Source organism: Microbacterium sp. LWH11-1.2, from assembly GCF_038397745.1.
GTDB lineage: Bacteria > Actinomycetota > Actinomycetes > Actinomycetales > Microbacteriaceae > Microbacterium.
The window spans coordinates 2,132,020-2,156,095 of the sequence record NZ_CP151636.1; the positions used below are offsets into that span (position 1 = coordinate 2,132,020).

Below are 24,076 nucleotides of genomic sequence, written 5' to 3' on the forward strand. Positions count from 1 at the left end.
ACAGCGTAGTCGTTCGGCAGCGGAAAGGGAACCGGTTCCACAACGGAATCGAGGGAGCGCTCCCATCACACGCCAGGCAGAGCTGTGAAAGGTTGCGAGCTTGTGACCGTTGCTTATTGTGCCGGGGAGCGGAAGGCCAGTAGGTTGGCCTGGAATCGGTTCCCGAACGACGCCGGGGGTGGCGTCGGGCGAAGCGGGACCCTGTACTCGAAGAGGAGAATTCACATGGCTCTGTCACAGCGTTCACGGCGGCTCGTACCGCTCGCCCTGCTGGGGGTCGCGGGCATCGCGCTCGCCGGTTGCGGGGCTCCGGGCGGTGCGCCCGGAGGAGGCGGCGGCGATGACGGCGGAGACGCCACCGTCACGATCTACGGAACGATCGTCGACGCGGAGGCGGAACTCCTCCAGGAGTCCTGGAAGGACTGGGCCGACGAGAACGGCATCACGATCAAGTACGAGGGCAGCCAGGACTTCGAGACGCAGCTCGGCACGCGCGCGCAGGGCGGCAACCCGCCCGACATCGCGATCTTCCCGCAGCCCGGACTCTTCGCGGACTTCGCCAAGCGCGACTACCTGAAGCCGGCGCCCGAAGAGGTCGAGAAGAACGCCAACGAGTACTGGACCGAGGACTGGGTGAACTACGGCACGGTCGACGACACCTTCTACGGTGCGCCGCTGATGGCGAACGTCAAGGGATGGATCTGGTACTCGCCGGCGAAGTTCGCCGAGTGGGGCGTCGAGGTTCCGACGACTCTCGACGAGCTGACCGCGCTGACCGAGTCGATCCAGGCCGCCACGGGCACCCCGGCATGGTGCGCCGGATTCGAATCCGGAACGGCGACCGGCTGGCCGGGCACCGACTGGGTCGAGGACTACGTGCTGCGCCAGGCCGGTCCCGAGGTCTACGACCAGTGGGTCACGAACGAGATCCCCTTCACCGACCCGCAGATCAAGACCGCGTTCGACTCGGTCGGCGAGATCCTGCTGAACCCGGCGAACGTCAACGCCGGCTTCGGCGATGTGCGCTCGATCAACTCGACCGCGTTCGGCGACGTCGCCCCGGCACTCGCCAGCGGCAGCTGCGCGCTGACCCACCAGGCGTCGTTCCTCTCGGGCTTCTACCCCGAGGGCACGAACATCGCCGAGGACGGCGACGTCTGGGCGTTCATGCTCCCGGGTGAGTCCGCCGACGAGAACGCGGTGACCGGTGCCGGCGAGATCGTCGGAGCGTTCAGCGAGTCCGAGGCCACGCAGAAGGTGCTCGCGTACCTGTCCAGCCCCGAGTGGGCCAACAGCCGCGTCAGCCTCGGCGGCGTCACCTCCGCGAACAACGGGCTCGACCCGGCGAACGCGAAGGACCCGATCCTCCAGGAGACCATCAAGATCCTGCAGGACCCGGACACGACGTTCCGCTTCGACGCGTCTGACCTGATGCCCGGTGCCGTCGGCGCCGGAACGTTCTGGAAGGGAATGGTCGACTGGGTCAACGGCGCCTCCACCGATGAGGTGCTCACGCAGATCGAGACCGGCTGGCCTTCGAGCTGATCGGTGTGGGAGGGCCGTCCTCGCGGACGGTCCTCCCATTCTCACGGCGCGCACACCGACGTGCGCGCCGCTGATCCGCAACGCGTGACGAAGGGGATTCCGTGAACGCGACAGTATTCTTCCAGTGGATCGGGACGCTCCCGCCGATCCTGCAGGCCGTCATCGTGGTCATCGCGTTCGCGGTGGTCGTGGCCGTCATCCTGCTCCTCGTGGACGTCGCTCCGCGCCGAGGAGCGATCTACACCTGGGTGCGGCTGGCGATGTGCCTGCTCATCCCGCTCGCCGTGATGTTCTTCTTCAGCTCCTACTACTGGGCGATGGGCGTCGCCGTCGTCGTGGGTGCGCTGTTCTTCCTTCTGGACTACCGGTCCCGCGACGGCGCGGGCTACCTGATCCAGCTGGTGGCCTTCATGGCGCCGGCCCTGCTGCTCCTGCTCGTCGGGCTCATCCTGCCGTCGATCCAGACGATGTACTCCTCGTTCCTGAACTCCTCCGGCAAGGACTTCGTCGGGTTCGCGAACTACCTCTGGATCTTCACGCAGTCCGACGGCATCACCTCTGTCATCAATTCGATCGTGTGGGTGCTGCTCGTGCCGACCGTGTCGACGATCGTCGGACTCGCCTACGCCGTCTTCATCGACCGCACGCGCGGCGAGAAGATCTACAAGGTGCTCGTGTTCATGCCGATGGCGATCTCGTTCGTCGGCGCCAGCATCATCTGGCGGTTCATGTACGAGTACCGCGGCGGCGAGTTCAAGCAGATCGGTCTGCTCAACCAGATCCTGGTCTGGTTCGGCGGCGAGCCGCAGCAGTGGCTCCTGAACGAGCCGTGGAACAACCTGTTCCTGATCGTGGTGCTGATCTGGGTGCAGACCGGATTCGCGATGGTCGTGCTGTCGGCATCGATCAAGGGCGTCCCGGCCGAGCTGCTGGAGGCCGCGGAGCTCGACGGCGCGAACGCCTGGCAGCGTTTCCGCTCCGTGACCGTCCCGTCGATCCGACCGGCGCTCATCGTCGTCCTCACCACCATCTCGATCGCCTCGCTCAAGGTCTTCGACATCGTCCGCACGATGACCGCAGGAAACTACGGCACATCGGTGCTCGCGAACGAGATGTACACGCAGTTCTCGAAGTTCGAGGCCGGCCGCAGCGCTGCGCTGTCGGTCATCCTGTTCATCCTGGTGCTGCCGATCGTCATCTACAACGCGAGACAGATCAAGAAGCAGCGGGAGGTGCGCTGATGACCATTTCCACGAGCTCCGGATCCGCGGAGCAGAAGACCCCCACCGGCGCGACCAGCACGCGGGCGATCACGACGGGCGGCGGCCTCGACGGCGCCGCGGGACGGGCGCGCAAGAAGCTCTCCCGGCCGTGGGCCTCGGTCGGATCGATCATCATCGCGGTCCTGTGGACGATCCCGACGCTGGGGCTGTTCATCTCCTCGTTCCGTCCTCGCGACCAGATCCAGTCGAGCGGATGGTGGGAGTTCTTCGCTAACCCGCAGATCACGCTGGAGAACTACGTCGACGTGCTGCAGTCCGGCACGACGCAGCTGACGATCCTCGAGTCCTTCGTCAACTCGATCGCGATCACCATCCCGGCGACCGTGATCCCGCTGATGATCGCGGCGATGGCGGCGTACGCGTTCGCCTGGATCGACTTCAAGGGCCGGAACGCGCTGTTCATCTTCGTGTTCGCCCTGCAGATCGTGCCCATCCAGATGGCCCTCGTGCCGCTGCTGAGCTCGTTCTCCCGGGGCATCAACCTCTTCGGACTGCAGGTCACGCTCCCGCTCGATGCCTCGCAGGGGTACGCCCAGGTCTGGATCGCGCACACGATGTTCGCCCTGCCGCTGGCGATCTACCTGCTGCACAACTTCATGTCGGAGATCCCCGGCGAGATCATCGAGGCCGCGCGCGTCGACGGCGCATCGCGCGGGCAGATCTTCTTCCGGATCGTGCTGCCGCTGACGATGCCCGCGATCGCCTCGGTCGCGATCTTCCAGTTCCTGTGGGTCTGGAACGACCTGCTGGTCGCTCTCGTCTTCGCCGACGGGGCTGCGGCGCCGATCACGAAGCTGCTCGCCGAGATCACCGGCACGCGTGGAAACGACTGGTACCTGCTCACGGCCGGCGCCTTCGTGTCGATCATCATCCCGCTGATCGTCTTCTTCGCCCTGCAGCGGTACTTCGTCCGCGGTCTCCTGGCGGGGTCGACCAAGGGCTGACCCTTCGACAGGCTCAGGGACCCACTCGGGTCAGGGACCCACTCGGGTCACGGACCCGCTCTGGTCGCTGAGCCTGTCGAAGCGCCGCGGGGATGCGTGCAACACAGCCCCACCCGCGGCATCCGTCCCCGTACCCTGAAGTCATGAAGTACGCAGACTCCATCGTCGACCTCGTCGGCGACACGCCCCTCGTGAAGCTCCAGCACGTCACCGAGGGCGTCGCGTGCACGGTGCTCGTCAAGCTCGAGTACATGAACCCCGGTGGCTCCTCGAAGGACCGCATCGCCTCGCGGATCATCGATGCGGCCGAGGCCGCCGGCGACCTGAAGCCCGGCGGCACGATCGTGGAGCCCACCAGCGGCAACACCGGCGTCGGACTCGCGCTGGTCGCGCAGCAGCGCGGGTACAAGTGCGTCTTCGTGCTCCCCGACAAGGTGGGCGAGGACAAGATCGACGTGCTGCGCGCCTACGGAGCAGAGGTCGTGGTGACGCCGACGTCGGTCGCGCCCGACAGCCCGGAGTCCTACTACAGCGTGAGCGACCGGCTCACGCGCGAGATCCCCGGCGCGTTCAAGCCGAACCAGTACGAGAACCCGAACGGTCCGCGCAGCCACTACGAGACGACCGGGCCCGAGATCTGGCGCGACACCGACGGAGCCGTGACGCACTTCGTCGCCGGCGTCGGCACCGGAGGAACGATCACCGGGACGGGCCGATTCCTCCGCGAGGTCTCCGACGGTCGTGTGCGCATCGTCGGCGTCGATCCCGAGGGCAGCGTCTACAGCGGCGGAACCGGACGCCCGTATCTCGTCGAGGGCGTGGGCGAGGACATCTGGCCGGGAGCGTACGACCCCTCCGTGCCGCACGAGATCGTGGCGGTCGGCGACGCCGACGCGTTCGCGATGACCAGGCGCCTGGCCAGGGAGGAGGGCATCCTGGTCGGCGGGTCCAGCGGGATGGCCGTCGTCGGCGCCCTGCGGGTGGCCCGTGAGCTGCCGGCGGATGCCGTGATGGTGGTGCTCCTCCCGGACGGCGGGCGCGGCTACCTGGGCAAGATCTTCAACGACGGGTGGATGCGCTCCTACGGCTTCAGCGACGTGGAGGAGGGGGAGACCGTGGCCGATGTGCTCGCGGCCCGCACAGCCCGTCAGACGACGGCATCCGGCTCCGGCATCCCGGATCTGGTGCACGCGCACCCGACCGACACCGTGCTCGAGGCGATTGGGATGATGACGGAGTACGGCATCTCCCAGCTCGTCGTGCTCAGTGCGGAGCCGCCGGTCATGATGGGCGAGGTCGTCGGCACCGTCGACGAGAAGGGCCTGCTCGACCTGCTGTTCCGCGGCGAGGCGAATCCGACGGATGCCGTGGGCGCGCACGTGGGCGAGCGGCTTCCGCTCGTCGGCATCCACGCCTCCGTGGCGCAGGCGCGCGCCGCGCTCGCCGAGGCCGATGCGCTGCTGGTCACCGAGGACGGCAAGCCGCACACCGTGCTCACCCGGCAGGACCTGCTGTCGTACCTCTCACGCTGACGCGTGGCGTAACGGGAGGGCTGCCGCGCAGACCGCGGACGTAGGCTGGGGAGCATGTCCGAGCACTCCTTCGCCACCCGAGCCATCCACGCGGGCCAAGAGCCCGACCCCCGCACGGGCGCGATCATCCCACCGATCTACCAGGCCTCCACACATGTGCAGGACGGCATCGGAGGGTTCCGGGAGGGCTTCGAGTACAACCGCGCGGGCAACCCGACGAGATCCTCTCTGGAGACGCAGCTCGCCGCGCTGGAAGGCGGCGTGAACGCGCTCTCGTTCGCCTCGGGCCTTGCGGCGGAGGACGCGCTGCTGCGCGGCATCCTGAAGCCCGGCGATCATGTGCTGCTCGGCAACGACGTCTACGGCGGCACGTACCGTCTGCTGACCAAGGTGCTCGCGCCCTGGGGCATCGAGACCACGACGGTCGAGCTCGCCGACGTCGAGGCGATCCGCGAGGCGATCCGGCCGGAGACGAAGATCGTGTGGCTGGAGACGCCGAGCAATCCGCTGCTGAAGATCGTCGACATCGCGCAGATCGCCGAGATCGGGCATGCGGCCGGGGCGATCGTCGTCGTGGACAACACCTTCGCCTCGCCGGCGCTGCAGCAGCCGCTGGCGCTCGGAGCGGATCTCGTCGTGCACTCGACCACCAAGTACCTCGGCGGGCACTCCGACGTGCTCGGCGGCGCGGTCGTCTTCGGCGACGACCGCTTCTTCGAGCAGGTCAAGTTCCAGCAGTTCGCCGTCGGCGCGGTCTCCGCCCCGCTCGATGCCTGGCTGACCACCCGCGGCATCAAGACGCTCGCCGTGCGGATGCGGCAGCACTCCGAGAACGCGCAGGCGATCGCCGAGTGGGCGGCGAGCCGTTCCGAGTTCGCGCAGGTGTTCTTCCCCGGCCTCGCCTCGCACCCGGGGCACGAGATCGCGGCGAAGCAGATGAGCGGGTTCGGCGGCATGCTGTCGTTCGGCCTCGCCGGCGGAGCGGACGCGGCGCGCACCTTCGCCGAGAGCACCGAGCTCTTCCAGCTCGCCGAATCGCTCGGCGGCGTCGAGTCGCTCATCGGGTACCCGTCGGACATGACGCACGCATCGGTGCGCGGCACCGCGCTCGCCGTGCCGGAGAACGTCGTGCGCCTCTCGGTCGGCATCGAGGACGTCGACGACCTGATCACGGACCTCGAGCAGGCGCTCGCGCGCCTGGGCCGCTGAGGGATCGGCGGCGTCGCGGGATCTCGGCGGCTGGGTCGCTGAGCCCGTCGAAGCGATAGCATGGGTGCTTTCCCCGGTCGAATCGTTTCGATCTCGCGCGCCCCCGCCTGACCTCCGGAAGGACCGTCGTGTCCGACGCTCCACGCACTGACTCCATCCCGACGACCCCGCAGCCCGCGCGCACCCCGACGGGCAGCATCCGCACGTCCAGCGCCACCGGCGCGATCCGCACCCTGGGCAGCAATCCGGCGACTGCGCCGATCATGCTGCACCCGGGAGACGCGATCTCGCTCGGCCGGCGAACCCTGTACATCGTGCTGCTCGGCGCCCTCACGGCGCTCGGACCGTTCACGATCGACCTCTACCTGCCTGCCTTCCCCGTGCTGGAAGAGGACTTCCAGACGACGGCCGCCGCCATCCAGCTGACGCTCACCGGCACCATGATCGGCTTCGCCCTCGGTCAGCTCGTCGTCGGGCCGCTCAGCGACAAGGTCGGGCGACGGTTCCCGCTGATCGCCGTCACCGCCCTGCACGTGCTCGCGAGCGTCGCCGCGGCGTTCGCACCCGACCTCGGCCTGCTGAGCGCCGCCCGCGTGCTCATGGGCATCGGCGCCGCCGCCGGCGGTGTCGTGGCCATGGCCATCGTCCGCGACCTCTTCGGCGGTCGTCGGCTGGTCGTGATGCTGTCGCGGCTCGCGCTCGTGTCCGGGGTCGCCCCTGTGGTCGCGCCCCTGATCGGATCGTGGCTGCTGACGCTCATGCCCTGGCGCGGGATCTTCGTCGTGCTCGCCGCCTACGGCGTGATCATGCTGCTCTCGGCGATCCTGTTCATCCCCGAGACGCTGCCCGTCGCGCGGCGTCAGGGACGCGGCGGCGCGACCATGCTGCAGCGGTACAAGTCCGTGCTCTCGGATCGCGTGTTCATCGGCGTGCTGATCATCGGCGGCATGAGCTTCTCCGGACTGTTCTCCTACCTGTCGGCCTCGCCGTTCCTCTTCCAGGAGACGCACGGCCTCGACGCGCAGCAGTACGGTCTGCTGTTCGCGGTGAACTCTCTCGGCGTGGTCACCGGCGTGCAGGTCGCCTCGCGCCTCGCCGCACGCTTCGGTCCCCAGTGGGTCCTGGCGTACTCGACCGCGATCCTGCTGCTGGCGGGCACGGCGATCATCGTGACCGACCAGCTCGGCCTCGGACTCTGGGGCACGGTCGTTCCGCTGTTCGTGTTCATGACCGCCTGCGGGTTCACGTTCCCGAACGTGCAGGTCCTGGCGCTCGACCGGCACGGCAAGGCGGCCGGCACAGCCGCGTCGATCCTCGGCGCGGTCAACTTCGGCGTCGCCGGGCTGATCTCGCCGATCGTCGGGTGGATCTCGAAGGACGCCGGGATCACGGCGACGACGATGGCGTCGGTCATGGTCGGCTGCGCCGTGATCGGCATCCTGTCGCTGTGGCTCATCGTGCGTCCGCGCACCGTGGCGATGCTCACTCCCTGAGTGCACAGGGTTCATCGGCCATGATGGGACGATGAGCAGACGGATGCTGTTGTGGTGGGGCGTGGGGTGTCTCGTCCTCGCGACGGCTCTGGGTGCGTTCGTGGTCTTCGGATACTCCGAGACGCCGGGGTTCGACCGGTGGTGGAACGAGCTCATCGCGAGCGTCCGCGGTGACTGGATGTACTCGTTCGCGCTGGCGCTGAACTGGGTCGGCGGCGGATGGGTCGCGATCCTCGGGGTGCCGCTCCTCGCGATCGTCGCGCTGCTGCTCGCACGCCGCTGGCGCAGCGCCCTCTTCGCGGCGATCTGCTTCGCTGCGAGCGCGGGAGCCGTGCAGCTGCTCAAGCAGCTGTTCGGGCGAGCCCGGCCGGAGGACATGCTCGTGGTGAGCGACTACGGGTCGTTCCCCTCGGGTCACACCGCGAACGCCGCGACGATCGCCCTGGTCGTCTGGGTGCTGTTCCCGAAGGCTTGGACCGCGCTCCTCGGCGCGCTCTGGGTGCTCGCGATGGCGCTCTCGCGCACGTTCCTCTCGGTGCACTGGGCGAGCGACACTCTCGGCGGAGCACTCGTCGGAGCGGGAGTGGTGCTCGTGTTCGCCGCCTGGCTGCTGCCGTGGGTGCGACACCGTCGCGAAGAGCCCGTCGAGGCGCCGGTAGGCTGACGGGACCCCGATCGTTCAGAGGAGTCCTCGTGCCGAGCAGCATCCGTCCCTACCGTCCATCGGATCGTGCCGCGATCTACGAGATCTGCACGAAGACGGCCGATGCGGGAGCGGACGCGACGGGCATCCTCTCGGATGACGACCTGTGGGGCGAGCTGTTCGCGGTCCCGTATGTGGAGCGGCATCCGGATCTCGCCTGGGTCGTGGAGACGGACGACGGGCGCACGATCGGATACATCGTCGGGACCGATGACACCGATGCGTTCTACACGTGGTTCCGCGACGAGTGGTGGCCGGCCTTCCGGGAGCGCTTCCCGCGACCGCAGCAGGTCGTCACCCGCGAGGACCGCATGATCGAGTACGGATACGAGCGAGCACCGGGCGTCGACGCCGAGGTCTCCGACTACCCGGCTCACCTGCACATCGACCTCCTCCCCGAGACTCAGGGGCAGGGCCTCGGGCGCCGCCTCATGGAGACGCTGTTCGCCGAGCTGACCCGGCGTGGCGTGCGCGGGCTGCACCTGGGCATCGATCCCCAGAACTCGGCCGCGGCCGCGTTCTACGAGCGACTCGGCATGACGCGTCTGCCCGGCGAGGCGCACAGGTACGGAGTGACGTTCGGCACGGCCGCTCGATAAAACGCATGAAGGGCCCCGCTGGCGCGGAGACCCTTCATGCGTTTTGGCGGTGACGGCGGGATTCGAACCCGCGGTTGCTTGCACAACACACGCTTTCCAAGCGTGCTCCTTCGGCCGCTCGGACACGTCACCAGGAACAACCTGTTCATCTTATCCGATCGGCCGGGTGCCGAGTGACCGCGTCTATGCGGCGGGGATCTCCTCGATGCGGTGATAGACGGGCAGGCCGCGCTCGAGGGCGATGGCGACGTCGTTGTCGGCGCCGGCGGATTCCCCCGGAAGCCGCAGCACCGCATCGCAGTGATCGAGCAGTCGTGCGGCCGTCTCGTACATCACGTCGTGCTGCGCTGTCTCCGCCTCGTCGAGGCCGCGCAGGGTCGGGAGGGCGACCCATTCGCCGATCATCGGCACGTGGCCGAGGCGGTGGATGGGAGCGGCGGCGGTCTCCAGGCGTTCGAGGTTGCGAGCGATCGCGGCGGGGTCGCCGTCGGTGCCGGATCGGTAGGGACCGGCGATCAGGATCAGGAGTGGCTTCTTCATGGGGGACACTGTAGCGTTAACTGTGCAAGATCATGCAACAACAGGAAGAAGTGCGGATGCTGGGTGCGCAGCGCAAGGAACATCTCCTCGGACTCCTCGCCGCTGAGGGGCGTGTCGTCGCGAAGACGGCGGCGGCCGAGCTGGGAGTGTCCGAGGATTCGATCCGGCGAGATCTCCGCGAGCTCGCCGACGCGGGGCAGTGCATCCGCGTCTACGGCGGAGCGCTGCCCGTGCCGGCGGCCGACGCGCCCGTGGCCCAGCGTCTGGGTGTGGCGAGCGAGAGCAAGGAGCGGGTCGCCAGGGCGGCTGTCGCGTTGATCCGCCCGACGTCGACGATCATCCTGGATGCCGGGACGACGACCTTGGCGATGGCGCGCATGCTTCCGCACGGTGCGAGCCTGACCGTGATCACTCCGAGTCCCGCCGTGGCGCTGGCGGCGCTGGAGCATTCGAGCGCTCGCGTGCTGATGGTCGGTGGGGACCTCAGCCGGCACTCGGCGGTGGCCGGCGGCGCTCTCGCCCAGGAGGCGATCGCCCGGCTCGCCGCCGACATCTTCTTCCTCGGCGTCACGGGGATCCACGAGACGCACGGCTTGACGACCGGCGAACTCGACGATGCGGTGACGAAGCGGGCTCTCGCCGTTCGCAGCGCAGAGGTCTTCGTGCTCGGCAGCGCAGAGAAGATCGGCGCGGTGTCGCGCTTCCCGGTGCTCGGGATCGACGAGATCTCCGGGGTGATCGTCGACCCGCAGGGCCCGGGATTCCGCGCCGTCTGAGGCTGATTCAACGCTCACTTTTCCTCCACAGCGGGGGCACGGCTGAAATATTGCACTCGGTGGAGTAATCCGTTTACCCTCAGGTGAGGACATAAGGTCCTCGCATGGGGATGCAAAAGAGTCGACCGGATGATGTCTTCACTGCCTCCTCGGTGCATCTTCTGGGGGACGAATGGACATGGGATCAGCGTGGTCGACGGGGCGTCGTCAACGTACCGCGACAGCTGTCGCGCCGGACCTGAACGGCCGACGGCCGGTGGTCGACTTCGTCACAGCGCCGGTACCACCGCAGGATCCTCCGGTCGACTCCTTCCCGACGGCGCACTCCGACAGGTCGGCCGGAGCACACCGCGAGGAGGCGTCTGATGCGAAGTGACGAAAGGGTGACTGACCTGGAAGTCGTCGGGGCACGGGCGCTTCGCGAATGGATCACCGGACGCTGTGAGGAGTACTCGCAGGTAATCCTCGTGGAGCGCGGAGCCGCCGCAGCGGACATCGACGACGTGGCCGGCCGCGATGATGTGGTCCTTCTGCCGATGGCCGGCGAACCGTACAACGGACGGGCCCGCGCCGTTCGCTACAGCGGAGCGTTGGACGAGATCGGCGACGAGCTGTTCTTCGGAGAGCGTTCGGTCGAGCTTCAGGACTACGTCTCCGCGGCGTTCGTCCAGATTCTCGGACCGACGGCGGTGTGCCTCGTCGACCTGCCCGGCTGGTACGCCTTCCTGGCTGATGCGGAAATCGCTCGGGAGACCGGGGTCTTTCCGTCTGCGTTGATCGATCCTCGCGTGATCCTCGGGGATCGCACTGCCCTGGCGAAGCCCGATGAGCGGGCGGCTCCGAGCGCCCTCAGAGTGCGCTCGGACGGCAGAGTCAGCGTCGGTCTCCGGGGTGAGGTCATCGGCAGCGTCGACGATCTTCGTGCCCTGCTCTCCGTCCCTCTGCCTCGCATCGCGGCGCTGGGAGGCATCGCGCCGCGCGATGAGCTCACGGCCGACCTGACCAGCCGCGGCTGGATCGGACGCTACCTCGACGCGACGGATCTCATCAAAATGCTCCAGCTCGGAAACGGGGGCGCCAAGATGGCGGGCTTCGGCTGGGAGCTCGTCGAGGACGGACGCGCCGACGCCGAACCGCTGATGTCGGATCCGTTCCTGCTGGAGACCAGCGACGGCTTCCTTCTCGCCGACACCGGAACCCTGCGCCGTCAGCTGCTCTCGCCGGTCACGGCCACGGTGGTCGCCATCCTCCAGACCTCGAGCGCGCCCGAGGTCGCGGCAGAGCGCATCACGCGACTGCTGGGTACGACAGCCTCTGACGCGAGCAGGCTGTGCATCGATGCCGTCGGCGCGCTCGACGTCCACTTCGGCAGGCGAGCCGACTCGTCGATTCCGACATCGGGAACGCGCGGGTGAGCGCCCTGCATGCGCTCTGGGCCTCGATGCTCCCAGCCGACACGACCTTCACGCAAGATCGAGTCGCTGTCGGCGCCGCTGGGCATCGGATCGACTTCGCCGACGGCTCCTCGCGCCTCTGCGCGACGAGCGGACTATGGAACGTTCCGCTCGGTTTCGGCAATCCGGCGGTCGCCGATGCCGTGAGCAGGGCCGCCCACGACGCGTCCTACCTGACTCTGTTCCGCGCGTCGCATCAGTACGCGGAGGCCGCCGCTGAGGCACTCGTGGAGCTCGCGAACCCGACGAGGTACAGCCGCGTCATCTTCTCCACGTCGGGCGGAGCGGCGAATGACGCCGCGATGAAGCTGGCGCGTCAGTACTGGGCGCAGAAAGCGGCTCGATCCCGCTCGCTCGTCGTGGGTCTGAAGGGCAGCTATCACGGCACGATGTACGGCAGCCATGCGCTGAGCGGCGACGATCTCCTTCAATCCGCCTACGCCGTCGACCGTAGATCGGTGAGACATGTCGCTCACTCCGATGACGGAGAGGAACTCGAAACGCTGCTGAAGCGTGAGGGGGCCAGGGTCGCGTCTGTCGTCGTCGAGCCGGTCCTGGGCAGCGGAGCGCACGCGCTGTCCGATGCGTTCGTGGATCGTCTGCTGGCTCTACGAGAGGAGTACGGGTTCCTGATCGTCGCGGATGAGGTCGCCACGGGTTTCGGTCGCACAGGCACGATGCTCGCCACCGATGTGTGGGCCGCCGCTCCCGACGTTCTCCTGCTCTCGAAGGCGTTGACGAACGGCGCCATGGGCGCCGCGGCGCTCCTGGTGGGTTCTCGTGTCGCATCCGAGTTCGCGCGCGGCGGGTGGACCTTCGTCCACGGTGAGACGCAGGCGGGAACGCCGGCGTGCGCCGCGGCCATCATCGCGGTGATCGAGGAACTGCGCCGCATCGACGTGCAGTCGACCGCGCGGGCGCTCGCGACGGGCCTGTGGGAGATGGCGACGTCGTTGAAGGCCGAGGGTCTGGTCGCTGAGGTGACGGGCCGCGGTTGCTTCGTGGGACTCGGGCTTCGCAACCCCGATGACAGCCTCCTCTCGGCGAATGAGGTCCTTCGAGTCGTCTCCGCCATCGCAGAGAGCGGCGTTCTGGTTCAGCCCGGGCCCAGTTCCGTCGAGCTGATCCCGGCGTACGGATTCACAGCCGCGGAGCTCCTCCAGACGGATACGGCTGTGCGCGCGGGGCTGGCGCGCGCAGCGGAGTCGGCAGCATGACCCCCGAGTTCACGGGTCGGGTTCCGACGCTCTGGCACGGGCGAGGGGTCGCGCGTCAGGTGACGAGACGCCTGACCGCCGGGCGTGAGACCCTCGTGATCGCAGATTCCGCGATCACGGTCCCCGTCCTGATCGCCGGCTCGGCGAGGATGGTGAGGCTGGACGCGCGCTCGATCGACGTCACCACTGTCGTCACGATCGCGCAGGAGATCGTACGTCGGCCACCGAGCATCATCGTGGCGATCGGTGGAGGCAGCATCCTCGACGCCACCAAGATCGCCGCTCTGGCGCTCGCCGGGGGGCGCGTCTTCGATTATGCGGTCGGGCACGCGTCGAGGTTCGCGCTGACACTGCTGCCCGATGCGCCACCTCCCATCGAGATCGTCGCCGTGCCGACGACCATCGGCACGTCGTCGGAGACGAACAGCGTCGGCATCCTCAGGAACGACAGCGGCTACCGGCTCATCGTCGGGCGCCTCCTGCGACCGCGCCACGCCATCATCGATCCGGACAATCTGAGCTCTCTCACGCGTGCCGCAGTGAGAGAGGGGGCGATCGAGGCATTCCTCCGTCTGGCCGGAGTGTCGACGAGCGAGCGGCGCAGCACCAGGGCGAAAGGCGACGCTGTCCTTCTCGCCCGGGCGCTTCTCGAGACGGCCTCGTACGACGAGGGCTCCGCTGCGGGACGGCTGCGTCTCGCCCGATTGAGCGCGGCCACGCAGCGCAGCGCCGCACTCCGTGGCGACGACCCGTTCGGCGCCCGTCACTGGTACCTGGCGAACGAGGTCGCCTTCGCGCTCGGGGCTCGCAAGATGGTCGCCACGGCGGCGGTCATCGCCGCGGTATGGCGTCGAATCTGCGCAGGCGACTCCCGATGGGGAGACCGGGAGAGTCTTGAGGACTTCTGGGAGAGGGGCACGAGCGGGTCGGGACTGCCGCGCGAACCGGTGGCCGGAATCGCATCCCTCGTCGACCAGTGGGAGATCCCGCTTCCGCCGACTCCGACCGCGGACGTCCTCAGCCGCATCTCCTCCGCCACAGAGAAGTCATGGGGGTCTCGCCAGCCGATGCTTCGCGATCTCGCGTCAGACGACTTCCGCGATGTGCTCCGCGATTCCCGCTGGAGTGCTCAGCCGGTCGGCAACGCATGCCGACCTTCGGAACCACTTCGGAGGAGGTGAATTGAATGAACAGCAACGTTGAAATGCAGATCCATTTCCAGGAACTGGACGAGATGGAGGCCCCGAGCTGGGAGAGCTTCTACAAGGGCACGATCAGTGCGCTGGTTCTCATCGGCGCCGCCGCGGCCATCGCGACATGATCTCGGCGATCGAAGGATTCGAACGAGGAAAGGAATGAGCATGCGAACTGCAGCACCGAAGCTCGAGTTCACGGAGCTCGAGGCCATGGAGGCGCTGAATGACACCGATGACTTCATGCGCGGCTTCGCCGTGGGCGTCATCATCGGGATTCTCGCTCTGACGTAGGAAGAGCATTCACAAGGTTGACCCAGGAGGTAGGAATTGCAGACAGAGACGCTGGACTTCATCGAACTCGAACAGCTTGACGCACCTCTCGAATGGTGGGAGCACGCGAGCTACATCATCGCCATCATCGGCGGTGCCGCAGCGATCGCGACCTGAACATCGGGTGCGGGCGCAACACCGCGCCCGCACCCGATCCTTCCCATTGAAAGGTGAGGTGTGCATGTCACGACTGATTACCGATGCCATGGCGGCGCGACTCGACATGGCCGGTGCGGTCCCCAAGGAGCAGGACCTGTACGCGGGTACCGGCACCGACTTCTATGAACGGCTGGTCGGGCCCGACCGAGCAGAGATTCGAGAAGTGTTGGCGCTTGCGAGAAACTCCGCGGATCCGATTCTCGATATCGCGGCGGGTACCGGGAGATTGACCGTCCCGCTCGTGAGATCCGGACGACGGGTGACCGCGATCGATCTTTCCGACGACATGCTCCGCCACCTTCGACGCGCATTGCCCGACCACCCGATGCTGGATTGTGCTGTCGCGGACATGCGCGACTTCGCGTTGGCGGGTCGATTCGGGCTCATCATCATCGGTGCGACGTCGATCACCCTGCTCGATCGCATAGGGAGATCGCGTCTCTACGCGAACGTGCGGCGCCACCTCGCGGCCGACGGCGTCTTCGCCTTCACCATCGCGGGAGGTATCTCTGCGGAGGGCCTCTCGGAGTCCAGAGACCAGGAGATCAGGGTGCCCGGGCCTGACGGAGACGAGATCTACCTCTTCTCCCAGCAGATCGAAGACGGCGGCGCGGTGCGCGTCGTCAACTGGGTGCGGGCCTCCGACGTGACGGAGGGCGGCGAAGTCACCGTCCTCACCAGCCGACTGCGGGTGCTCGACCACGATATCCTCTCGCAGGAGCTCATCGAAGCCGGCTTCGACCCACCTGCCGTCTCTCCGGTGCGAACGCACCACGGAGCGGACATCCTCCTTCTCACGACGTCGTGGGCGGGACCGCCGGAAGTGGTGGATGACGATGCCGCTCACTAGGTTCACTCACCGACGGAACTCACCGGAAGCGGCCCCGCTCGCTGCCGACGCTCGGCCGCGGCTCGCTTCCGGTGTCGTCTTCGAGGGAGCGCCCGATGAAGCGGTGCGGATCACGGTGTTGCATGGAGTGCCGACGTCGAGGGTCTCCCGGACGGTCGCCGAACTGTTGACAGCGATGGACGGCGAAACGGCGCTCCATGATCTGCACCAGCGCTTCGCCGCATCCGAGTCGCTGGAGAGCTTCCTCGACCTGGTCCGACGCTTCCGCGCCAACGGGCTCCTCGAAGGAGACACGAAGCTCCCGCCGGGCCGAATCACCTACCGGCCCCCGCTCACCCTGCAACTCGCGACGCTTCGTGCGCCGGGCATCTTCGACCGCCTCGACCGATCGATGGTGCCGGTCTCCCGCCGGATGGCTCTGATAGCAGGTGCCGTGCTGTTCTGCCTGGGACTGGTCGCCGCGATCCTGCAGGCGAGCGAGCTGCTGGACGTTCTGTCCGCGCCGGTACCGTTGCTCGGTCTCGTGAGTCTTATCGCGGCACTCTCGATCCTGACATTGCTCCACGAGAGCGCCCACGGACTCACGCTCACGAGGTTCGGCGGCAGCCCGCGCCGCGCGGGTTTCATGCTGTTCTACCTCACACCCGCGTTCTTCGTGGATGTCACTGACGGGTGGCGCCTCCCTGATCGTCGGCAACGTGTCGCGGTCGCGCTCGCGGGGCCTGCCGTGCATGCTGTCGTCGCCGCGATCGCGCTCGTCGTCGCGCTCATTCTCCCGCAGCCGTGGGTCAGGCAGACGCTCCTGCTCCTCGCGGTCGCGTGTGGGGGCATCGTCCTGGTCAACCTGATTCCGTTCGTGCGATTCGACGGGTACATCGCGCTCATGAGCGCGATGGACGAGCCGAACCTCAGAGATCGATCGATTCGGGACGGCGCGGACTTCCTGACTCGTCTCCTGTTCGGCGGACAGCGGACGAGCAGATGCCTGGAGAGGTGGTGGAGCGTGCCGTTCGGCCTGGCGAGCCTCATGGCTCCGGTCTTCCTGGTGCTGTTCGCGGTCTCACGCGCAGTTCGGGCGCTCGCCGGAGGAGGACCCGTCCTCGGCCTGCTCGTGGTGGCGCTGGAAGCGGTCGTGGTCCTCGTCGGCATCGGGATCGTCTTCCGGGCACTGCACCGCGTCCTGAGGTCGGGGGTCTCACGGCTCCGCTTCGTCTCGGTCAATGCCGCTCTCATCGCGAGCGTCGCGATCGCCGGAGCCCTCATCCCCGTGCCGATGACGGCCACGTACGGCTTCACCGCACACGGTGACCGCGTGCTCCTCGTGCACGCGGGCGACAGGGCTGGGGTGGAGGTGCCCGCCGGATCCCGTGTGGAGCTCATGAGCAGCGGTCTCCTCGTGAACGAGCAGATCGGCGCGGGAACGACCCGCCCCCGGCGACCCCAACCGACCGAGGTTCCGCTCGACGCTCTGGTTCCCGTGAGGGCGCACGTTGTGTCGGTCCCCGCGGTGATCGTCGCCGGGGTGGACGTGTCCGAGGGGAGTGGGAGCTTGCCTTCGACGGGACAGGCGCGCGTCGACCTCGGCGTGGGAAACCTGTGGCAGACGCTCTGGGTGACGGGCGTGATATGGCCGCTGTCGGCCCTTCAGATCGAGAACTAGGAGAGAGCGAAGATGAACGACAACGCAATCGAAGTCCGAGGACTCACAAAGAGGTACGGCCAGCGGGTCGCAGTGGAGGAGCTGTCGTTCGTCGTGCCGCGCGGGTCGATCGTCGGCCTGCTGGGGCCAAACGGCGCCGGAAAGTCGACCACGCTGCGGACGATCGTCGGCCTGCTCAAGCCGACGATCGGCGACAGTCTGATCGACGGCGCGCCCTTCGCCGCACTCGAGAACCCCGCAGCGCACGTCGGTGTCCACATGGACGGGTTCGGTTTCGAAGCAGGCATCACGGCGCGCCGGCATCTGGAGATCACCCGGCTCGCGGCGGGCGTTCCTCGGGGCCGAGTCGATACGGTGCTGGAGGAGGTGGGACTGGCCGCGGATGCCCGTCGTCGCGTGAAGACGTTCTCGACGGGGATGGCGCAGCGCCTCGGTCTGGCCGCCGCTCTCATCGGTTCGCCTCGCACACTCGTTCTGGACGAGCCGGCGAACGGGCTGGACCCCGACGGAATCCGCTGGCTGCGTAGATTCCTGCGCGGCTATGCCGCGCGCGGCGGCACCGTGCTGATCGCCAGCCATCAGCTCGCCGAGCTGGAACAGGTCGTGGATGAGGTCGTCGTCATCAAGCGACGTGCGCTCTTCGCCGGGCGACTGGAAGACCTCGTCACGAACGAATCCGACTCGCTGGAGAGCAAGTACTTCGATCTCGTCGAAGGAGTGTCGGCATGAGAGGTGTGATCCAGAGCGAGGTCCTGCGCTCCCTGAGCGGGCTCTCCATCCTGGCCGTCTATCTTGTCGCGCTCCTCGTCCCGGCGTTCGTTCTCTTCTCCGACGGTTCGCGCTTGGCTCTCGCCGGGCTCGACTCCGGCGCGGCCACCGTTCGACTTCTGGAGCCGCTCGCCTGGTCCGGGATCTCCGCGGCGTTCGTGGGTGCGTACGGGGTCACACGTGAGTACTACTACGGCTCGATCGAAAGGACGCTCACCGGAGTCGGCTTCGGTCGCGCTTTCTCGGGAAAGCTGGTGGCGGGTGCCGCCATCGCCATCGTGTTGTCCGCGGGCATCTTCGTGATCTGGACAGCAGGTGTATCGCTCATCCTGGCCCAGAACGGGCTGGGGCTCACTCTCACACAGGATGCGTGGCGCGTGTACGCGGGTGCTCTGGTCGGTGCGATTCTCGGTGCACTCATCGGAGGAGCTGTCGGCTGGATCACCCGGAACTACTACGTCACCGCCGCCATCGTCCTGGTCTTCCCGATGGCGGTGGAATTCGCATTGCTGCGCACCGCACCCGAGGTGGCGAGGTTCTCGCCGGGGATGGCCATCGCCGCCTTGAGTGTGCCGGGACATCAGGCCCGCCTGCTCGAGTTCCTCCCGGCCCTCGGCGTCGGTGTCGCGTGGACCGCCGGGCTGGTCGCGATCGCGTGGGTCCGGGGCCGCAGGAGGGTGGGGTGATCGGCCAGGCTCTTCGAGCCCACGTTCGCACGTTCGCGGGCGACATCGTCCTGCTGTGGGTCGTCGTGGCGGCGTTCGCGGTCTCGCTCTCCTTGGCGACCAGCATCCCGCCGGAACTCGCCGAGGCGCCGGCCGACGTCCGGACAGCACTCACCGCGGCGTTCACCGCCGTGCTCGCGACGTACGGCGCAGTCCTCGCGTCCGTCTACGGTTCCTTCCGCTACACCCTTGATCGGCGCGACGGTGTGGTGGCCCAGCGTCTGATGCTGCAGCCCCGGTGGGTGACTCTCCTCGTCAGGGCGCCCGCTTCTGCCCTCGGCGGGGCGGTCGTGGCTCTTGCGGGACTCGCCGGCGGTCACGCGGCGTTGGCCTTCGCGATCGGCGGCATCGCGCTGGACGGGACAGCGGTCGGATCCACGCTCGCGCTCGGCGCCATCGCCGGGCTCTGGGGGATGGGGCTCGGAATCGTCGTACAGGCTCATCTCGTGGCTCTGTTCGCCGCGTCCCTGTCGATGGGTGCTGGGCTTCTGGTCGCGATCTTATGGAAGGCCGGGGCCGTCTATCTGCCCCTTCTCGCGATGCTGAAGGCCCTTCGATTCGACGTCGCTGCCGTGGGGATCATGCCGGGAGAGAGTCTCGACGGCTCCACGGCCGTCCTCGTGACGGCCGGATGGGTGACGGCGGCTCTCCTGGCAGGGTGGCTCTCGTTCATGAACCGTGACGTGAGATGAGGCAGCCGCGCAGCGTCCCAGCGTTCGGACCGGCCGGGGGACACGACGTAGGATCCCTAGGTGGCAACCCCGAAGATCGTCCTGTTCTATGCCTTCACTCCCCTCGCCGACCCCGAGGCGATCCGCCTCTGGCAGCGCGACCTCGGCGAGGCACTCGGCCTGCGCGGGCGCCTCATCATCTCGAAGGACGGCGTGAACGGCACGCTCGGAGGCGATGTCCGTGCGCTGAAGAAGTGGTCGCGCTCCTTCCGCTCCTACGTCCCTTTCGCCGATGCCGACATCAAGTGGAGCGAGGGGACCGGGCTGGATGCCGAGGGACGCAGCCTCGACTTCCCCAAGCTCAGCGTCAAGGTGCGCGACGAGATCGTGTCTTTCGGCGCCCCAGGTGAACTGAAGGTCGACGAGCGCGGTGTGATCGGCGGAGGAACGAGGCTCACGCCCGAAGCGCTGCACGAGCTCGTGGACGAGCGTGGTGACGACGTCGTCTTCTTCGATGGGCGTAACGCCCTCGAGGCGCAGATCGGTCGCTTTCGAGGAGCGGTCGTTCCCGACACCGAGACCACGAGGGACTTCGTCGAGCTCCTCGACTCCGGCGCCTACGACGATCTCAAGGGCAAGCCCGTCGTCACGTACTGCACCGGTGGCATCCGCTGCGAAGTGCTGTCCAGCCTGATGACGGCGCGCGGGTTCGGCGAGGTGTATCAGTTGGAAGGCGGGATCGTCCGCTACGGCGAGAAGTACGGCGACGACGGCCTGTGGGAGGGCTCGCTCTACGTCTTCGACAGGCGTGGCTCGATCGACTTCTCCGAGCACGCGCAGATCGTCGGCGAATGCGTCGGCTGCGGTGCGGCGACCAAGCGCACGGCCAACTGCCCCGATCTCTCCTGCCGAGCCCAGTTCGTCGTCTGCGCCGACTGCGAGTCCGTGCCCTGCGCCGCGCACGCGGCCTGACGCAGATTCAGGCCGCAACCGCCCCCGCCGTGCTCCTCGTCGCGAACAGCGAGCGGGGGAGGAGCAGGGCGCGCACCTGCGTCGGACGATCGACGCTGCGACGCAGGCGTCCGAGGACGACACCCAACGGGGCGGCGAGGTCGATCGGCGCCGCACCGGTGCGCGCGTAGTTCGCCCGTTCGACGGCATCGGTCAGCCGGCTCATCGCCTCCGGATCGACGGCGCTGTCCCGGATGAGGTCAGCCGCACGCATCCGCGGGGTGTCGGCATCCGAGACCGGCAGCTGCAGATCGATCAGGGTGTCGCGCAGCTCGGCCCACACCGCCGCCGCGTCGCCCCGTGCCGCGCGGCGCAGACGCAGCACCCGCTCGATGCGGCGGATCAGAGCGGGGAGGAGCAGCAGCACGATCGCTCCCACCGCCGTGAGCACCACGGGCAACGGGTCGAGTCGGCGCAGCTCTCCGCCGGTTCCGGCATCGTCCGCCGCGTCGCCGCGTTCGATCTCGGGTCCTGCGGACTCCTCGGCCTGCGGAGCCGTCGTCGGTGCGGGAGCGGAAGGTCCGCCCGTCCCGCCGCCCTCGACCGCGCCGGCACGGAAGGCCGTCGGAACACCGAGCGAGGCGGTGGGCTCGAACGGCACCCACCCCACGCCGGGGAACAGCACCTCCGGCCAGGAGTGCAGCTGATCGCTGGACACCGAGAACACGGACTCCTCGCCGCGCTTCTCGTCGGTCAGCGCTCCGGGCAGGTAGCCGACGACGATGCGCGTCTGCATCCCGAGGCTCTCCGCCATGAGCGCGAACGCCCCCGCGAAGTGCACGCAGTAACCCGATCGCTCATCGAGGAACTGGGCGACCGCTTCCGCGCCGGTGCCGTCGAAGCCCTCTTCGACCGGGGTCTCCAGCGAGTAGATGAACTCGGAGCGGAACCAGGTCTGCAGGGCGACGAGCCGGTCGTAGTCGGTGCCGGCCTCCGCTGTGACCTCGTCTGCGAGAGCCGCGATGATCTCGGGCAGCTCGACCGGTTCCGCGTCGGGATCGATGACGGGCTGCGCGGCATCGAGGGCACGGATCTGCTCGAGGGTCGGGGTCACTCGCGTCGAACCGACGGTGTAGTCGTTGCCCGCGGCATCCGCGCTGCGCGAGACGAGGGTGCGGTTGTCGACCGACACCCGCCAGGAGCCGGTGAGACCCTGCACGCTGGTGGCCGGATAGGGCACGGGCAGCCAGGAACTCGACATGCGGAGGATGCGGATCGAGGTCGTCTGCTCCTCGGTCGCGACGTCCGGGCTCCACTCCGGGTCGCCGAAGCCTTCGTCCTGCGACTGCAGATCGCCGCGATCCGGCTGCCAGACGCGGCCGTCGAAGCGCGACAGGGTGGTGAGGCGCAGGTACGGGGCGATCTCGCCCTTCGCCGCGACGGTGAGCACCTCGACCGGGTTCGGCTGGCGCAGATCGTCGCCCAGCCGCAGGGAGGCGTCGACCGTGACGCCGACCCCGGTTCCCGCGAGGTTCGCGGCCACCGGGAGCGCGGGGGCGATCACGACGGTCGCCGCCAGGGCCGCCGCGCCGACGGTGACGGCGATCGACGTGGACGAGCGGCTCGGGGAGAGCGGATGCCGCCGCGCGGTGAACCGGAACAGGATGAGGACCAGCACGCCGAGCATCACGAACCAGACGACGTGGGGTTCGCCCAGCGTGACGATCATCGGGATCGCGCCGACCACTCCGGTCAGCAGCGCCGCGATCACGGCGGAGCGGTGCGCGACGAGGTGATCCAGGAGGATCGCGATGACAGCGAACCCCGAGCCCATGGCCGCCGCGAGCCCGGGTGAGGGGTCGAGCGGTGCTGTTCCGAAGACGACCTGCTCCCAGGCGGCGGCGCCGAGGGCGCCGAAGAGGGTCAGCGTCGTCGAGGTCGGGAAGATGCCGAGGAACGCGGTGTCGCCGGCGACCAGCTGCGTGACCACGGCGACCGCCACCACCAGCTGGACGGCGAATGTCAGCACGTCGCCGAGCCACGGCGGCCGCCGCCGCAGGAGGTGGCGCATCAGCATCCCGGTACCCGCCACCACGACGACGACGATGACGACGGTGAACGACCACGCGCCCGGATCGATGACGGAGGTGAACGGCCACAGGGCGACGAAGGAGGCCGCTGCGGCGAGTGCCCCCGTGGCGACCACACGGGCCGGGTCCTCGTGCTCGCGGTGCCAGCGCGGCGGCGTCGTCGGCTGCGCGCTCGCCGTCGCCGCTCGCTCAGCGCGGAACATCACCGACACCGATCCGCGCGGAGACCGCGTCTTCCCAGGCCTCGGCGACGTCGGCTCCCAGGGGCGACACGGTCCAGCCGTGCTGAGTGGCGGCGGCCGCGGCGCCGTCGAGGAGCTCGGTGCTGAACAGCATCGGCGCTGTCGCTCCGGACGGACGGAGCAGGGCGGCGTCCTCCTCGTCCAGGCGACCCGTGATGTACACCAGCGGCCCCGGCGGCGTTCCCCCGATGAGCGTGGCGAGGTCCCGGCTCTCTCCGCGCGGCGCGACCATGGCCAGCGCCACCAGCAGCCCGTCGCGATCGTCCTCGTGGCCGCGCAGCGTGCCGAGCAGCGCGCCGGCGCTGTCGATCACGTCGACGCTGTATCCCTCGCCGGCCAGGTGCACGGCCGTCGAGGCGCACATCGACACCGCGGTCTCGAAGGCCGGGTCGGCGTGCGCACCCGGGGTGTCCCACCGTCGACCGCTGCGGTCGAGCACGACCACGGCATCCGGGCTGGACTCCTCTTCCTCCTGCCGCACCATCAGCTGCCCGCGGTGCGCGGTCGCCCGCCAGTGGATGCGGCGCATGGAGTCGCCGGGGATGTAGCCGCGCGGCGAGAGGTTGTCGCTGCCCTGACCGAGACGGCTCGACGACGTGTGCGCGGTGCCGCCGGCGGCTCCCACGCGCACGGCGAGCGGTGCGAGCGTGAAGATCTCCGGCACGACGGTGATGCTCCGGGTGTCGCCGAACGACTGCTCGCGCTGCGCCAAGCCGAAGGGGTCGACGGTGCGCAGCATCAGCGGTCCGAGAGGCCAGACGCCGCGGCGCACTCCGGTGATCAGATAGCTGAGCTGTCCCGTCTCCGGCGGATACTCGCCGCCGGAATCGCCGGTCACCGCATCGGGCAGCACATCATGCCAGAGTCCGCGCGGCACCCGCAGAGCGCGGAGGGTGAAGCGCACGGTCACCCGAGACGCCTCCGACACGGTGAGCAGGTCGGTGGAGATGCGCCGCGTCACGGTGCCGGAGCGACGGGGCACGCGGACGGCGATGACCGAGAACAGCGTCAGCAGCGCGAGCAGCAGGCCGAGATAGAGGAGGATGCGCGCGCCGACGAGGTTGGCGGCGATCATGCACCCCAGCGCCGCGACGAGCGCACCCGTGCCCCGTGCGGTGAGTGTTCGGCGGCGGCGCATC

The 24,076-nt window shown here is 68.4% G+C and carries 24 protein-coding genes and 1 tRNA gene; 21 read left to right on the forward strand and 4 right to left on the reverse strand.

All coding sequences use genetic code 11. The features are described from left to right. Window positions 1–225: 225 nt before the first annotated feature. The 8 genes from MRBLWH11_RS10285 (at window position 226) to MRBLWH11_RS10320 (ending at window position 9,308) form a co-directional block, all read left to right on the forward strand. Window positions 226–1,545 carry an extracellular solute-binding protein gene (locus MRBLWH11_RS10285; protein WP_116635743.1) on the forward strand — a complete coding sequence of 440 codons (1,320 nt, stop codon included), beginning with the start codon at window positions 226–228 and terminating at the stop codon, window positions 1,543–1,545. Window positions 1,546–1,646: 101 nt separating this feature from the next. Then, window positions 1,647–2,786, forward strand: a complete 1,140-nt coding sequence (locus tag MRBLWH11_RS10290) for a sugar ABC transporter permease (RefSeq protein ID WP_341944806.1) — start codon at window positions 1,647–1,649, stop codon at window positions 2,784–2,786. After that, window positions 2,786–3,772: a carbohydrate ABC transporter permease gene (locus tag MRBLWH11_RS10295; RefSeq protein ID WP_116635745.1), complete on the forward strand. Its 987-nt coding sequence runs from the start codon at window positions 2,786–2,788 to the stop codon at window positions 3,770–3,772. The genes MRBLWH11_RS10290 and MRBLWH11_RS10295 overlap by 1 nt, the downstream gene beginning before the upstream one ends. A 143-nt stretch (window positions 3,773–3,915) precedes the next feature. Then, on the forward strand, window positions 3,916–5,304 hold the full coding sequence (locus MRBLWH11_RS10300) for a cystathionine beta-synthase (RefSeq protein ID WP_116635746.1): 1,389 nt from the start codon (window positions 3,916–3,918) through the stop codon (window positions 5,302–5,304). 54 nt (window positions 5,305–5,358) lie between these two features. After that, entirely contained in the window at window positions 5,359–6,513 is a 1,155-nt protein-coding gene (locus MRBLWH11_RS10305; RefSeq protein WP_341944807.1) for a cystathionine gamma-synthase, read from the forward strand. A 128-nt stretch (window positions 6,514–6,641) separates the two neighbouring features. Next, complete coding sequence (locus tag MRBLWH11_RS10310) at window positions 6,642–8,006, forward strand: multidrug effflux MFS transporter (protein ID WP_341944808.1); 1,365 nt, start codon at window positions 6,642–6,644, stop codon at window positions 8,004–8,006. A 31-nt stretch (window positions 8,007–8,037) separates the two neighbouring features. Further along, window positions 8,038–8,670 carry a phosphatase PAP2 family protein gene (locus MRBLWH11_RS10315; protein ID WP_341944809.1) on the forward strand — a complete coding sequence of 211 codons (633 nt, stop codon included), beginning with the start codon at window positions 8,038–8,040 and terminating at the stop codon, window positions 8,668–8,670. 29 nt (window positions 8,671–8,699) lie between these two features. Beyond that, window positions 8,700–9,308, forward strand: a complete 609-nt coding sequence (locus MRBLWH11_RS10320; protein ID WP_116635749.1) for a GNAT family N-acetyltransferase — start codon at window positions 8,700–8,702, stop codon at window positions 9,306–9,308. A 44-nt stretch (window positions 9,309–9,352) separates the two neighbouring features. Here the strand turns inward: MRBLWH11_RS10320 and MRBLWH11_RS10325 are convergent. Together MRBLWH11_RS10325 and MRBLWH11_RS10330 are read right to left on the reverse strand one after the other, a co-directional pair. After that, a tRNA-Ser gene (locus MRBLWH11_RS10325) sits at window positions 9,353–9,440 on the reverse strand. A gap of 51 nt (window positions 9,441–9,491) precedes the next feature. Then, window positions 9,492–9,848, reverse strand: coding sequence for a DUF4406 domain-containing protein (locus MRBLWH11_RS10330; RefSeq protein ID WP_165808068.1), 357 nt, complete (start codon window positions 9,846–9,848; stop codon window positions 9,492–9,494). Window positions 9,849–9,904: 56 nt separating this feature from the next. Here MRBLWH11_RS10330 and MRBLWH11_RS10335 point away from each other — a divergent pair, with 56 nt between their 5' ends. The 13 genes from MRBLWH11_RS10335 to MRBLWH11_RS10395 all read left to right on the forward strand — a co-directional run bounded on the left by MRBLWH11_RS10335 (window position 9,905) and on the right by MRBLWH11_RS10395 (window position 20,626). Beyond that, the gene (locus MRBLWH11_RS10335) at window positions 9,905–10,624 is read left to right on the forward strand and encodes a DeoR/GlpR family DNA-binding transcription regulator (protein WP_341944810.1); all 720 of its coding nucleotides are present in this window, start codon (window positions 9,905–9,907) and stop codon (window positions 10,622–10,624) included. A gap of 365 nt (window positions 10,625–10,989) precedes the next feature. Then, complete coding sequence (gene mpaB / locus MRBLWH11_RS10340) at window positions 10,990–12,039, forward strand: daptide biosynthesis RiPP recognition protein (RefSeq protein ID WP_116635751.1); 1,050 nt, start codon at window positions 10,990–10,992, stop codon at window positions 12,037–12,039. Beyond that, a complete protein-coding gene (mpaD, locus tag MRBLWH11_RS10345) occupies window positions 12,036–13,295 on the forward strand; it encodes a daptide-type RiPP biosynthesis aminotransferase (RefSeq protein WP_341944811.1) in 1,260 nt (419 codons plus the stop codon). The genes mpaB and mpaD overlap by 4 nt, the downstream gene beginning before the upstream one ends. Beyond that, a complete protein-coding gene (gene mpaC, locus MRBLWH11_RS10350) occupies window positions 13,292–14,476 on the forward strand; it encodes a daptide-type RiPP biosynthesis dehydogenase (protein WP_116635753.1) in 1,185 nt (394 codons plus the stop codon). Before mpaD ends, mpaC begins: the two co-directional genes overlap by 4 nt. 5 nt (window positions 14,477–14,481) lie before the next feature. Next, a complete protein-coding gene (gene mpaA1, locus MRBLWH11_RS10355) occupies window positions 14,482–14,616 on the forward strand; it encodes an MpaA1 family daptide-type RiPP (RefSeq protein ID WP_279303211.1) in 135 nt (44 codons plus the stop codon). 40 nt (window positions 14,617–14,656) lie between these two features. Beyond that, window positions 14,657–14,782 carry an MpaA2 family daptide-type RiPP gene (gene mpaA2, locus MRBLWH11_RS10360; RefSeq protein ID WP_279303212.1) on the forward strand — a complete coding sequence of 42 codons (126 nt, stop codon included), beginning with the start codon at window positions 14,657–14,659 and terminating at the stop codon, window positions 14,780–14,782. A gap of 36 nt (window positions 14,783–14,818) precedes the next feature. Next, entirely contained in the window at window positions 14,819–14,938 is a 120-nt protein-coding gene (gene mpaA3 / locus MRBLWH11_RS10365; protein WP_341944813.1) for an MpaA3 family daptide-type RiPP, read from the forward strand. A gap of 64 nt (window positions 14,939–15,002) precedes the next feature. After that, window positions 15,003–15,830 (forward strand): daptide-type RiPP biosynthesis methyltransferase, encoded by an 828-nt coding sequence (mpaM, locus tag MRBLWH11_RS10370; protein ID WP_116635955.1) that lies wholly within the window; start codon window positions 15,003–15,005, stop codon window positions 15,828–15,830. After that, the gene (gene mpaP / locus MRBLWH11_RS10375; protein ID WP_341944814.1) at window positions 15,811–17,490 is read left to right on the forward strand and encodes a daptide biosynthesis intramembrane metalloprotease; all 1,680 of its coding nucleotides are present in this window, start codon (window positions 15,811–15,813) and stop codon (window positions 17,488–17,490) included. Before mpaM ends, mpaP begins: the two co-directional genes overlap by 20 nt. A 12-nt stretch (window positions 17,491–17,502) precedes the next feature. Beyond that, window positions 17,503–18,219 carry an ATP-binding cassette domain-containing protein gene (locus MRBLWH11_RS10380; RefSeq protein WP_341944815.1) on the forward strand — a complete coding sequence of 239 codons (717 nt, stop codon included), beginning with the start codon at window positions 17,503–17,505 and terminating at the stop codon, window positions 18,217–18,219. Continuing rightward, window positions 18,216–18,944 (forward strand): ABC transporter permease, encoded by a 729-nt coding sequence (locus MRBLWH11_RS10385; RefSeq protein ID WP_341944817.1) that lies wholly within the window; start codon window positions 18,216–18,218, stop codon window positions 18,942–18,944. Before MRBLWH11_RS10380 ends, MRBLWH11_RS10385 begins: the two co-directional genes overlap by 4 nt. Continuing rightward, on the forward strand, window positions 18,941–19,675 hold the full coding sequence (locus MRBLWH11_RS10390) for a hypothetical protein (RefSeq protein ID WP_341944818.1): 735 nt from the start codon (window positions 18,941–18,943) through the stop codon (window positions 19,673–19,675). The genes MRBLWH11_RS10385 and MRBLWH11_RS10390 overlap by 4 nt, the downstream gene beginning before the upstream one ends. A 60-nt stretch (window positions 19,676–19,735) precedes the next feature. After that, window positions 19,736–20,626, forward strand: coding sequence for a rhodanese-related sulfurtransferase (locus MRBLWH11_RS10395; RefSeq protein WP_341944819.1), 891 nt, complete (start codon window positions 19,736–19,738; stop codon window positions 20,624–20,626). A gap of 7 nt (window positions 20,627–20,633) precedes the next feature. Here MRBLWH11_RS10395 and MRBLWH11_RS10400 read toward each other — a convergent pair whose 3' ends face one another. Beyond that, window positions 20,634–22,898 (reverse strand): DUF3488 and transglutaminase-like domain-containing protein, encoded by a 2,265-nt coding sequence (locus MRBLWH11_RS10400; protein WP_341947821.1) that lies wholly within the window; start codon window positions 22,896–22,898, stop codon window positions 20,634–20,636. Continuing rightward, window positions 22,885–24,075, reverse strand: a complete 1,191-nt coding sequence (locus MRBLWH11_RS10405; RefSeq protein WP_341944820.1) for a DUF58 domain-containing protein — start codon at window positions 24,073–24,075, stop codon at window positions 22,885–22,887. Before MRBLWH11_RS10405 ends, MRBLWH11_RS10400 begins: the two co-directional genes overlap by 14 nt. Window position 24,076: the final 1 nt, after the last annotated feature.